General features: G+C 42.5%; 11 protein-coding genes. 4 read left to right on the top strand and 7 right to left on the bottom strand.

Annotated features, from left to right (window positions below):
* Window positions 1–145 precede the first annotated feature (145 nt).
* Both PSF42_RS16695 and glnS read left to right on the top strand, forming a co-directional pair.
* A complete protein-coding gene (locus PSF42_RS16695; protein ID WP_125894156.1) occupies window positions 146–961 on the top strand; it encodes a sulfite exporter TauE/SafE family protein in 816 nt (271 codons plus the stop codon).
* Window positions 962–1,131: 170 nt separating this feature from the next.
* Window positions 1,132–2,799, top strand: a complete 1,668-nt coding sequence (glnS, locus tag PSF42_RS16690) for a glutamine--tRNA ligase (protein ID WP_148099020.1) — start codon at window positions 1,132–1,134, stop codon at window positions 2,797–2,799.
* Window positions 2,800–3,020: 221 nt separating this feature from the next.
* Here the strand turns inward: glnS and PSF42_RS16685 are convergent, their stop codons facing one another.
* The 7 genes from PSF42_RS16685 to kdpF all read right to left on the bottom strand — a co-directional run bounded on the left by PSF42_RS16685 (window position 3,021) and on the right by kdpF (window position 11,386).
* Window positions 3,021–3,410, bottom strand: a complete 390-nt coding sequence (locus PSF42_RS16685; protein WP_125894257.1) for a DUF5329 family protein — start codon at window positions 3,408–3,410, stop codon at window positions 3,021–3,023.
* A gap of 103 nt (window positions 3,411–3,513) precedes the next feature.
* A complete protein-coding gene (gene kdpE / locus PSF42_RS16680; RefSeq protein WP_181490173.1) occupies window positions 3,514–4,203 on the bottom strand; it encodes a two-component system response regulator KdpE in 690 nt (229 codons plus the stop codon).
* Between the two features lie 11 nt (window positions 4,204–4,214).
* Entirely contained in the window at window positions 4,215–6,902 is a 2,688-nt protein-coding gene (gene kdpD / locus PSF42_RS16675; protein WP_272680389.1) for a two-component system sensor histidine kinase KdpD, read from the bottom strand.
* Window positions 6,903–6,910: 8 nt separating this feature from the next.
* Window positions 6,911–7,504 (bottom strand): potassium-transporting ATPase subunit KdpC, encoded by a 594-nt coding sequence (kdpC, locus tag PSF42_RS16670; protein WP_125894154.1) that lies wholly within the window; start codon window positions 7,502–7,504, stop codon window positions 6,911–6,913.
* A gap of 10 nt (window positions 7,505–7,514) precedes the next feature.
* Entirely contained in the window at window positions 7,515–9,578 is a 2,064-nt protein-coding gene (gene kdpB / locus PSF42_RS16665) for a potassium-transporting ATPase subunit KdpB (RefSeq protein WP_248467802.1), read from the bottom strand.
* 13 nt (window positions 9,579–9,591) lie between these two features.
* On the bottom strand, window positions 9,592–11,295 hold the full coding sequence (gene kdpA / locus PSF42_RS16660; RefSeq protein WP_272680386.1) for a potassium-transporting ATPase subunit KdpA: 1,704 nt from the start codon (window positions 11,293–11,295) through the stop codon (window positions 9,592–9,594).
* Window position 11,296: 1 nt separating this feature from the next.
* Window positions 11,297–11,386, bottom strand: coding sequence for a K(+)-transporting ATPase subunit F (gene kdpF / locus PSF42_RS20840; RefSeq protein WP_125894147.1), 90 nt, complete (start codon window positions 11,384–11,386; stop codon window positions 11,297–11,299).
* Between the two features lie 440 nt (window positions 11,387–11,826).
* Between kdpF and PSF42_RS16655 the strand changes: the two genes are divergently transcribed.
* Window positions 11,827–12,033, top strand: coding sequence for a YbfA family protein (locus PSF42_RS16655; protein WP_036957942.1), 207 nt, complete (start codon window positions 11,827–11,829; stop codon window positions 12,031–12,033).
* Between the two features lie 231 nt (window positions 12,034–12,264).
* The gene (locus tag PSF42_RS16650; protein ID WP_125894146.1) at window positions 12,265–13,008 is read left to right on the top strand and encodes a type 2 GTP cyclohydrolase I; all 744 of its coding nucleotides are present in this window, start codon (window positions 12,265–12,267) and stop codon (window positions 13,006–13,008) included.
* Window positions 13,009–13,041 lie beyond the last annotated feature (33 nt).

Raw genomic sequence — 13,041 nt, 5'->3', positions numbered from 1 at the left:
TGTAAAAAACACGCTATTTTTCGTATTAAAAAATTGCATTTATTAATAACATTGGCGAAATCTCAAACAAGGTTGTCAAATTTGCATAAGCAAGGGGCTTTTTTCATCGATAAAATATTTTCTCAATTACTGAGAGGGTTTATCTGTGGAACTGCTTTTGTGTTTATTTGGCTTTATTTCGGGGATCACCACCGCACTATTCGGCTTCGGTGGCGGTTTTATTACGGTTCCACTGTTATATGCCTTGATTACCTTAGTGTGGGGGCCACAAAGCGATGCAGGAACTGTGGCAATGCAGATTGCGGTGGCAACTTCAACCTGCGTGATGATTTTTTCATCAACGTTATCAAGTCGCGCTCATTATTTAAAAGGGAATCTCAGCTGGCCAATTATACGTCCTTTTATTATTCCAATTTCAATTGGTGGCATATTTGGGGCAATTGTTGCGCTATCCGTAGATAGTGCATTAATTCGTTGGATATTCATCGGTTATCTCATTATCACTATTCTAGATTGTTTTATACGTCCTGGTTTTATGAAAACAGGATCTATAGGTATACAAGCCTCCCGTGGTGGTATTTTTGCCGATACCCCGATTGGAGTGGTGATTGGTGCGGTGGCGGCATTTTTAGGTGTTGGTGGCAGTGTGATGACAGTTCCTTTAATGCGACGTAGAGGTGCGAGTATGATCCAAGCTGCTGCCTTTGCGAACCCATTGACATTACCAATGGCAATCACGGGGACATTAACTTATTTTTATTTCGCCATTGATAAACACATTGACCTCGGAGCAGGCTTTCTGGGGATGATCTATATTAAAGGGGCATTAATTCTCATTGTGACATCGTGGTTAGGGATCCGTTTTGCTTCTTTATTAATGCCTTACCTGAGCGATAAACGTCATGCTCAAAGTTATCCGCTACTGTTACTCATTGTTTTGACTGTTATGTTACTGGCTTAAAAATAGCGTATATCGGCGGGTAAAGATGGGCTTTTTGCCCTAAATTCTTCCAGATCATCGCTTTTGCTGCACTTGGCGCAATCAAACGGTTGTTTCCTGATTGATTATGGTAGAATATATTCAGATACTACACGCTTTTAGCGCGCTTTTGGCATTGAGGAATGATGACAATGAATGAGGCAGATGCTCGCCCAACAAATTTTATCCGTCAGATCATAGATGAAGATCTGGCGACTGGAAAACACACGTCAGTGCATACGCGTTTTCCACCTGAACCGAATGGCTATTTACATATTGGTCATGCTAAATCAATCTGCTTGAATTTTGGCATTGCCAAGGATTATCAGGGCCAATGTAACTTACGTTTTGATGATACAAACCCTGTAAAAGAAGATGTCGAATACGTTAATTCAATTCAAGAAGACGTTAAATGGCTTGGTTTTGAGTGGAGCGGCGATGTTCGTTATTCCTCTGACTACTTTGATACCTTGTATCAATATGCGATCGAGCTGATCAAAAAAGGCTTAGCTTATGTTGATGAGCTCAGCCCAGACGAAATTCGCGAATATCGTGGGACACTCAAAGAGCCCGGTAAAAATAGCCCATACCGTGAGCGCCTAATTGAAGACAACTTAGCATTATTCGAAAAAATGCGTGCGGGTGGCTTCGAAGAAGGAAAAGCGTGTTTACGTGCGAAAATCGATATGGCATCCCCATTTATGGTGATGCGTGATCCAGTTTTATATCGTATTAAATTTGCGGAACATCACCAATCTGGCAACAAATGGTGTATTTATCCAATGTATGACTTCACGCATTGTATTTCTGATGCATTGGAAGGGATTACGCATTCATTATGTACGCTAGAGTTCCAAGATAACCGCCGTTTATATGATTGGGTATTAGATAATATCACCATTGATTGCCATCCACGTCAGTACGAGTTTTCTCGTCTGAATTTGGAATACACGGTGATGTCTAAGCGTAAATTGAACCAACTAGTCACCGAAAAACATGTTAATGGTTGGGATGACCCACGTATGTTAACCATTTCGGGTTTACGTCGTCGTGGTTATACCGCAGCCTCAATTCGTGAATTTTGCCAACGTATCGGCGTGACTAAACAAGACAATAACGTTGAAATGGCCGCTTTAGAGTCTTGTATTCGTGATGACCTGAATGAGTCAGCACCACGTGCGATGGCGGTTATCGACCCAGTTCGTGTGGTGATTGAAAACATGCCTGCTGGCGAAGAGATTTTAACAGCGCCAAACCATCCAAATAAACCGGAGATGGGTACGCGCCAAGTACCATTTAGCAATGAAATCTATATTGACCGTGCAGACTTTCGTGAAGAAGCGAATCGCCAATATAAGCGCTTAGTATTAGGCAAAGAAGTTCGTTTGCGTAATGCATACATTATTAAGGCCGAGCGTGTTGAAAAAGACGCTGATGGTAATATCACAACTATTTACTGTAGTTATGATGCAGGCACACTGAATAAAGACCCGGCAGATGGCCGTAAAGTCAAAGGCGTTATTCATTGGGTTAGCGTCGCTCATGCATTACCAGCAGAAATTCGTCTGTATGACCGTTTATTTACAGTACCAAACCCTGGTGCAGAAGATGATTTCTTATCAGTTATCAACCCGGAGTCACTGGTTATTCGCCAAGGTTTTGTTGAGCCAAGCCTGAAAAATGCAGAGGCAGAAAAGGCGTATCAGTTTGAGCGTGAAGGCTATTTCTGTGCTGACAGCCGTTTAAGCAGCGAAGATCATTTAGTGTTTAATCGTACTGTGGGGTTGCGTGATACTTGGGCTAAGCTCGAGTCTAACTAAAATCCTCGTTATCCTTCGCGCTGTAGGTGTGTTAGCTTCACGCACTAGCCCTAGTCACATACTTATGTATACTCCTAGGGTCTAGCGGTCTTGCTGCTTTCCTACAACACGAATGAGCCCCTGATAAATGAATTATTTAGAGGGCTGTTCGAGAGCATTAGAACAAAAAAAGCCGTGATATTTCTAGTTAATATCACGGCTTTTTCTATGGGTAATACGACTTATTGAGGTTTGTTATCCACTTTTTCTTTTAATAATTCATGCAAATATTTATTGGCTGAGATCACATTTCCTTGTGCATCTTTGACTTGATACTCTTCACCAGTAATGGATGATTTTGAAGCAACGTTATCAATAAATTGTTCTGCAGTATTGAGGCGTTTCTCTGTTTTACGTAGTTTTAATCGCAAGTGAGACTCAGCATCGACAGCGGAATACTCAGTGCCATTACGAGTAAAAGTAAGATCCTGCTGTTTACCAAGTGCTGCTAATAATGATTCAGTACGAATTTTTTCTTCAGGACTTAATGCAAGGGCTTGAGTGGTTACAAAAACACTTAAAAAAAGCACTAATGCAGATGAAAAACGATTTGATAGTTGGGTGGTAAGCATTTGCACGAATTTCTCTCCATAGAAATAAAGGTGAAGAAATTATAAGCAGACTTTTAATTTAAACTATCGGTAAGATTCTTAGAATTTAATTCTTAATAGTCGATTAAGGCATAAAGCGATAACCAATCCCTGTTTCGGTTAATAGGTGAATTGGGCGTGCTGGGTCATTCTCCAACTTTTGCCGTAGATGGCCCATGTAGATGCGTAAGTAATGATTATGTTCCACATAATTAGGCCCCCACACTTGTAGTAATAAATGCCGTTGAGTCAATACTTTGCCACTATTAGCCACCAGTTCACTGAGTAAACGGAACTCAATCGGGGTAAGGTGGAGCTCTTCACCTTGCTTGGTAACAATTCGATTAATAAAATCGATAGTGATATCCCCAAACTGGCATTTTGAGTTTTCTTGGGTTACTTTGCCAAAACGCCGTAAAGCGACTCTAACACGAGCCAGTAATTCACTAATACCAAAGGGTTTTGTCAGGTAATCATCAGCGCCGGCATCCAATGCAGCCACCTTTTGCGACTCCTCTTCGCGAGCGGATAAAACAATGATAGGGATACTGCTCCACTGGCGTAGTTCACGAATTAAATTGAGTCCATCGCCATCAGGTAAGCCAAGGTCTAAAATCAATAAATCAGGTTGTCGCGTACCGGACTCAATGAGGCCGCGTTGATAGTTTTCCGCCTCAAAGACTTTCCAGCCTTCACCTTCCAGCGCCAAGCGAACAAAGCGACGAATTTCTTTTTCATCTTCAACAACTAGAATTTGATGGCTAGTGCTCACAATATGCTAATCCTTTATGTTTCTACTTCGATATCAGGTAGTTGCTTTAGAGGTAAGACAAAGTGGAAACTGGCTCCACCTTTATTATTATTCTGCGCCCAAATTTCCCCTTCATGTAATTGAATTATAGCACGGCAAATAGCGAGCCCTAAGCCAACTCCTGGGATTGCTGACTCTTTTTGCGCCCGAGAAAATTTGTCGAAAATATTTTTTTCTTGCCCATTTGGGATCCCATTGCTGGCATCCCATATTTCAATATGAATTTTTTGCCCTTCAACGGCAGCTCGAATACCGATCGGGGTATCGTTATGGCTGTATTTTACGGCATTTTCTAATAGATTGATTAGAACCCGTTCAATCAAATTAGCATCGCAATAAAGTAATAAATCGGCTGGAATATCAATTTCTAAAGGGTGACTGTGTAAGGTGTAATCTAAGGTTCTAACGGCACTACTGGTAATTTCTTGTAGTGATTCCCATGCTAAATTGGGTTGAATACTACCCGATTGCAAGCGAGCCATATCCAATAAATTATTCACTAAACGCGAAGTGCTAAGTACTTGTTGGCGCATTTGGTTGACTTGCTCTGTTAATGGCGAGTTTTCCGCCGATAAATTCAACATTAAAATTTCGGTTTGACCGAATAAAACGGTGAGCGGTGTTTTTAGGTCATGAGAAAGTGCAGCAAGTAACGAGTTTCTCAGTTGTTCACGTTCAATATCTAATTTGGCAGACTCAGCTTGTTTGGTCAGCTGTAGACGAGCAAGAGCACTCGCAATCAGCCCCGTAAAGGTTTGCAGCATACGCTGTTGCTCAGGGATCAATAATTGGCGCATATTTTTTGGCTCAATCGCAAGAACAGCAAGGGTTTGATCTGCCGTGGTGATCGGTTGTAATTGATAAGGAACACTTGGCAAAGTATCCGTACCAGCACCGGCAGGTTGGCGCTTATCAAAACTCCACTTAGCAATGGCTTTATCAATTTGCATTGCAGTATAGCCATCACATTGCAACGGTGTTAATTGGCCATCCTCATCAGGTAATAATAAGCAACTTTTGGCTTGGAAGGCATTATTGAGAAAATGGTACCCTGTTTTTCCAATATCATCTGTGGTAATGGCTTGGCCTAATTCTTTTGTCATTTCATATAAATGACGTGTCCGTTGTTCTCGATACCGAGCGATACGTGCTTGGTATCGCATACCCGCAGTTAAATTCCCCACAACAACCCCAACAATTAGCATCACCGTAAAAGTGACTAAATATTGCATGTCCATGATAGCAAGAGAAAAATGGGGTTGAACAAAGAACAGGTCAAAACTGATCACGTTGACCAGCGCGGCAAAGACAGAGGGTCGTCGACCATAAAATAATGCAATTAACACGACACCTAATAGATAGAGTGTCACGAGGTTGGCTTTATCGAGGGCCAATAAAAAGGTACGTGAAAATAAGGTGATAGCGGCGCACATCACAATAGCCATTAAATAGCCATTCATATCCGATCGCCATTTTTCAGAGAATGGTTTTCTTTCCGGCTCTTTATCCCACTCACTTTGCTCTTCAAGTGCGACGATCACTAAATCTAGATCAGGGCCGAGCTTACCAAGACGATCGGCAAAACCGGGACGCCAATTGAGCTTAAACCATTTGTTTGCTTTATTACGCCGACCAATTAATATTTTCCCTAAATTATGTTCTCGTGCATAACGTAATATGGCTTTTTCTTCTGAAGGATCGGATAACGTGGCCGTTTCTGCCCCTAAGTCTTGAGCAAGGCGTAACGCTTTTAAGATAGCTCTGCGCTGGGTTTCAGGTAGCTGATGAAGTGAAGGGGTTTCAACATAAACAGCATGCCAGACACTGCCAAATTTTGCAGCAAGTCGCGCGGCTGTACGGACTAATTTTTCATTTCCCGTATTATGGCCAATGCATAGCAAGAGTCCATCGCGAGTGTGCCAAACAGGTGCTTGGCCTTTACCGTCGCGAAATTCACGCATCTGGTCATCAACCCGGTCGGCAGTACGGCGAAGAGCGAGTTCACGAAGTGCAATTAAATTTCCTTTACGGAAAAAATGTTCAATGGCGCGTTCGGCTTGTCCTGGGATATAAACTTTGCCTTCTTTAAGGCGCTGTCGTAGGTCGTCAGGAGGAAGGTCGACTAATACCACCTCGTCTGCGGCATCAAAAATATGATCTGGAACCGTTTCACGTACACGAATACCTGTAATGCTTCCCACAATATCATTCAGGCTTTCAATATGTTGAACGTTGATGGTTGTCAACACATCAATACCAGCATCTAATAATTCTTCGACATCTTGCCAGCGTTTAGGGTGACGGCTGCCATTAGGGTTACTAAATGCTAACTCATCCATTAAAATTATGGCTGGATGCCTAGCAATTGCGGCGTCAATATCGAAGCTGTTTAGACGACGACCGTGATGAATAATACGTCTGGGGGGCAATAGTGAAAGGCCGTCAAGTAGCGCGGCCGTTTCTTCTCTTTCATGGGTTTCTACTACGCCAATCAGCACATCTAGCCCTTGCGCTCTGAGTCTTTGTGCTTCTTGGAGCATGGCATATGTTTTTCCAACACCCGCACAGGCCCCGAAAAAAATCTTTAATTTGCCACGTCCAATTTCATTGGCTTTGACCAAGAGTTCATCGGGGTTAGGGCGGATAGGTTCCTGATTGTTCATCATAGCCCCTAGTGAGTTTGACTATTTATTTGTTGTTGATATTCATCAAGTGCTAAGTTCAGTTTTAGCACATTAATGACGGGTTCGCCTAAAAAGGATAACAATGTCTGTTCAGTGTGCGTTTCTATCAATAATTTTACCGCATCCAATGGAATTTGCCTGCTTTTTGCAATGCGTGGCGTTTGGTACAACGCGGCATCAACGGAAATATTGGGGTCTAAGCCACTGGCAGACGATGTGAGTAAATCGGCTGGAATGGCATGACTGGCATCGGGATTTTCTGCGCGCAGTTGTTCACTGCGTTCAGTCATAACTTGTTGTAATAATGGGTTGCTGACCGCTAAATTACTTCCACCAGAAGCTAATGTATTGTAGGGGCTATCAATAGTTGAGGAGGGGCGACCGTGAAAATAGCGGGCGTCATCCACATTTTGCCCGATCAAGGCTGAGCCAACAATGTGTTCATCTTGAGTGAGCAAAGAGCCGTTAGCCTGCCATGGAAAGAAAACATGGGCGAGGCCGGTTACCATTAATGGGTAGGCTATACCAGTAAAAAGTGTGAGTATTAATAGCATAATAATCGATGAACGGATCATATTCATAATCAATTCCTTATATCCCAAAGAGACTAATAAATAGGTCAATGAGCTTGATCCCAATAAATGGCACAATCAGCCCGCCTAAACCATAAATGCCTAAGTTACGTTGCAATAATGATTGTGAGCTCATTGGGCGATAATTAACCCCTTTAATTGCTAGAGGGATCAGGAAAATAATAATTAATGCATTAAAGATCACTGCGGAAAGAATTGCAGAGGCCGGTGAGTGCAAATGCATTACATTTAATGCGTTAAGTTGTGGCCATGTTACGGCGAAGGCCGCAGGAATAATCGCAAAGTATTTAGCAATATCATTGGCAATACTGAAGGTAGTTAATGAGCCTCGGGTCATCAGCATCTGTTTACCAATGTGCACCACTTCAATCAGCTTGGTTGGGTTAGAATCTAAATCCACCATATTACCGGCTTCTTTTGCTGCTTGGGTGCCTGAATTCATTGCCACCGCAACATCCGCTTGCGCGAGTGCCGGTGCATCGTTGGTGCCGTCACCAGTCATGGCAACCAAGCGACCTTCAGATTGATATTGGCGGATCAACGCGAGTTTGGCTTCAGGAGTGGCCTCTGCAAGGAAATCATCGACACCTGCTTCGGCTGCAATTGCGGCGGCTGTTAAGTGGTTATCCCCCGTGATCATCACGGTTTTGATGCCCATACTGCGCATTTGGGCAAAGCGTTCTTTCATACCCCCTTTGACGATATCTTTTAATGCAACGACACCTAAAACCGTTTTATTATCAACCACCACAAGTGGCGTTTCACCTAAATGGGCCACTTTTTCGACCAGCTGATCCGCTTCAACAGGAAATTTACCGTGGTTAGCTTCAATATAACGGCGGATGGCATCCGCAGAACCTTTGCGGATCATTCGTTCGCCAATATTGACGCCACTCATACGTGTCATCGCGGAGAAAGGAACAAAGGTTGCATTCAGGGCGTGAATATCTCTTTCGCGTAAATTAAACTTTTGTTTTGCTAGCACCACAATGCTGCGGCCTTCGGGTGTTTCATCGGCTAGGGAAGATAATTGCGCGGCATCAGCTAGTTGCTGCTCAGTGATACCCGTTAGCGGTAAAAATTCGGAGGCTTGGCGGTTGCCCAGTGTAATCGTCCCCGTTTTATCGAGTAATAGAACGTCAACGTCTCCTGCTGCTTCCACAGCACGACCGCTGGTGGCTATTACATTTGCCCCTAACATGCGGCTCATCCCTGCTACACCGATAGATGAAAGCAAGCCTCCAATGGTGGTTGGAATTAAACAGACTAATAGGGCAATCAATACTAAAATAGAAACCGCATCACCGGCACCTGCATAATCTGAGGCAAAAAGGGTAAAAGGGTACAATGTTGCACAAACGAGGACAAAAATTATCGTGAGTGCAGTTAACAAAATAGTTAACGCAATCTCATTGGGCGTTTTACGGCGTTGCGCACCTTCAACCATGGAAATCATTCTATCTAAGAAGGTTTCACCGGGGTTAACGGTACACTCCACGATCAGCCAATCGGAAAGTACGCGAGTTCCTCCTGTTACAGAGGAAAAATCACCACCGGATTCACGGATCACAGGGGCGGATTCCCCTGTGATTGCGCTTTCATCCACCGAAGCACCACCTTCGATGACTTCACCGTCACAAGGAATGGTTTCTCCTGCGCGGATCAACACAATATCACCTTTACGTAACTGGTCTGAACTCACTATTTCTTGACTTGCCTCCAGTGAGGGGGAAGCTAAACGTGTTGCGCTGCTTTGTTGTTTAACACCTTTTAAGCTTTGGGCTTGTGCTTTGCTTCGTCCTTCAGCGAGCGCTTCTGCAAAGTTGGCGAAAATAACCGTAAACCATAGCCAAAGTGTGATCATTCCACTGAACCAAGCACTGCCTTGCGTGTAATCCATTACCATGGCTAACCAGAGAAACGTGGTGATAATACTGCCAATAAAAACTACAAACATCACAGGGTTACGCCATTGTGCTTGTGGTGTACATTTCTTGATAGATTCAAAAATAGATTGTTTGATTAGCTTATTATCGAATAATTTAATATTTTTATTGTTCATATTTTCCTCCTCATCATCCCGCAAAACCAATGTGTAATTGTTCAGCAATTGGACCTAAAGCAAGGGCTGGTACAAAGGTCAGGGCACCAATGAGAAGCACAGTGAAAATCAGTAACCCAATGAATAAAGGGCCTGTTGTGGGTAAAGTAGCGTGGCTTTGGGCTTGTGGTTTTTTATTGGTCATAGAACCCGCGATCGCTAAAACAGGAAGAATGACACCAAAGCGACCGATAAACATTGCTATCGCAAGTAGCACATTGTAATACGGGGTATTTGTGCTGAGACCTGCAAAAGCGCTACCATTATTATTAGCAGCAGAAGAAAAAGCATATAACACTTCACTAAACCCATGAGCGCCTGGATTTAAAATCCCAGCACGCCCAACTTCAGTCATTAATGAAATAGTTGTACCAAGTAGCACTAAGGTTGGGGTGACCAAAATCGCCAATGCGACCATTTTCATTTCGCGCACTTCGATTTTTTTACCGAGGTATTCAGGGGTCCGGCCAATCATCAGGCCTGCAAGGAACACGGCAAGTAGCACAAATAGCAACATACCGTATAAACCGGAACCGACACCACCAAATACGACCTCACCAATTTGCATTAACCACATTGGTACCATGCCGCCCATCGCGGTAAAGGAGTCATGCATTGCATTAACCGCACCACAAGATGCAGCGGTAGTAACGACGGCAAATAAAGCGGAGCCAACGATCCCGAAGCGACTCTCTTTTCCTTCCATATTGGCGGAACTCGTTGCGTGTAGCTCGGTTAAAAACGGGTTTCCTACATATTCCGCTTTAACCACGACGATGGCTGCAACCACAAAAATGATCCCCATAACCCAGAGTAAGGTATGACCTTGTTTGTTGTTGCCGACAACACGACCAAAAGCAAAGCAAAGGGCGGTAGGAATGAGGAAAATAGCTAGCATTTGCACAAAATTACTGAGTGCCGTTGGGTTTTCAAAGGGGTGTGATGAGTTAGAGCCAAAAAATCCACCACCATTTGTGCCTAGCAATTTTATTGCTTCCTGCGAAGCAACGGGCCCCATCGGTAATAGCTGTTCACTGCTATCTAAAGGATGAATAAGTAAATAATTGGAAAAATTTTGGATCACACCTTGGCTGACAAAAAATAGCGCAAAAATAATCGCTAAAGGGAAAAGTAAATACACCGTAATTCGGTAAATATCTAACCATGCATTGCCAACCGTTTTACTACCATGGCGTGAAAATGCACGAATAATTGCGAAGGCAACGGCAAGTCCTGTAGCTGCAGATAGAAAGTTTTGCACTGTCAGTCCAGCCATTTGGCTTAAATAGCTTAATGTATTTTCACCACTATAGGCTTGCCAGTTTGTATTAGTAATAAAACTCACTGCGGTATTGAAGGCTAAATTCCAGCTCATTCCCTCAAAATGTTGTGGATTAAGCGGTAAATAGCCTTGATTCATTAAAATAGCGAATAATAAAATAAAACCTAAAATATTAAATAATACAATCGCTAAGGCGTATTGTTGCCAATTCATTTCAGCCATGTGTCTTCCTGGCTGTTTAACACCGGTTAAACGCCAAAGTAGGGATTCACTTGATGCTAATCGACGGGGAATGTCATTGTCGATTAACCGAGCGATCCCATTACCTAAAGGTTTTGCTAAGATGAATAGGATCAGCAAAAAACTACCTAAAAATAGCAATGTGGTCGTCGTCATATCAGAAATCCTCCGCGTTAAGCAGGGCATAAATCAGATACGCTAGCAGTAAAATGACAAGAACTGCCCCAGTAATGGAAAGTAATGACACGGTGTTTTCTCCTTATTATTTCCATGTGATAAGGCTAAAGGGTTCGCTGTAAAGAAGCTGATAAAAAGCATGGGCTGGGTGTAAAAAAAGTATAAAAATAACGATTTATTCGCTTGGAAGAGCGGGTGGTTGTTTATGAAATGAATTGCCTGTTGTTAATTAGTTGTGATTTTTATGTTCAAATAAAACACCACTTGGTTAAATTATGTAGTAAAAATACGGAATGGTCAGTTTTTTTAGTCATATTTACATTTTAAGTGGTCAGATGAGTTGTTTTATTACACAATTTGCAGTATTCTAATCACAGTCAATATATTTCATATTATCTGCTCGGTTTTAGTCGCTCTTTACTACTGTGTTAATGAAAAATGTGTATTAATGGGGAATGATAGGGCAAAGCTAGGATCGGCAAATAAAGTGGCAACTGAAGGAGGATGTCGATGTCCACATATCGCGAATATTCCCGTAATCAGGTACTTGCACGCCGCACTGCAGCTGTAACAGCTGGCATTATTGCGTTTCCGGTTATGGTTTTTTATCCAAAAAGAGCAAAATTTTATAGCCATTTACATAAGGTTTGGGCTAAGACCAGCGATAAACCCGTTTGGCTAGAACGCTCAGAGACAACGCTGGAAAGTCATCGCTAATTTAAAATTTAGTGTCCAGTCATAACCCCTGCAATGTCGAGTTGTGGGGGTTTTGTTTTTTATCTTCCATTCTTTATTTAATCGCCAGTTATTTTTCATGGGCAATAGACCTGATTTGCTCTAAATAATACAGAAAAAAATCATGTTTCCGTTTATGCTTATTGATTATCAGTTAATTACCTTCAAACTGGTGGGTAAACCGTTTAGCTGTGCAGTAAAAAGGACAATATAATGCATAACTTAAGATTAGAAGAAATCATTAATGATGAATTGAAAGTTAGTGAGTTCCAAGATTTTGCACCGAATGGATTGCAAGTTGAAGGGCGGCCACATGTACATAAAATCATCACCGGTGTGACAGCTTGCCAAGCTTTGCTAGATGTCGCTGTTGAAAAGAAAGCCGATGCCATCATTGTTCATCATGGCTATTTTTGGAAAAATGAGCCAGCGATCATCAAAGGGATGAAAAAGAATCGCTTAAAAACATTATTAGCGAATGATATCAACCTGTATGGTTATCACCTCCCATTAGATGCGCATCACCAATTAGGTAATAATACTCAGCTTGCTTATATTATGGGGGTGCAGGTGAATGGCCAAATTGACCCGTTAATGCCATTTGGTTTTTTTGATCAACCCATTACACCTTCAGAATTAACGTCTCGCTTAGAAACTCGCCTTGGCCGTAAAGTTCTTCATTGTGGTGATAATGCAAAAGAAGAAATTCGCCAAATTGCATGGTGTACAGGTGGAGGGCAAGGTTTCATCCTACAAGCGGCGGAATTTGGCGTAGATGCTTTTGTAACAGGGGAAGTTTCTGAGCAAACCATTCATATAGCAAGGGAAATGGGGATCCATTTCTACAGCGCAGGGCATCACGCAACGGAGCGTTATGGGATCAAAGCACTGACTCAGTGGCTCGTAGATGAACATGGGTTAGATGCGGAGTTTGTTGATATCGATAACCCAGCCTAATTTTCGTCATATTTTGTGTTGCGGCGGTGTTGG

Origin of the sequence: Providencia sp. PROV032, from assembly GCF_028484875.1 — a bacterium.
Classification (GTDB): domain Bacteria; phylum Pseudomonadota; class Gammaproteobacteria; order Enterobacterales; family Enterobacteriaceae; genus Providencia; species Providencia rettgeri_E.
This window is presented reverse-complemented; position numbering and strand designations above follow the sequence as displayed.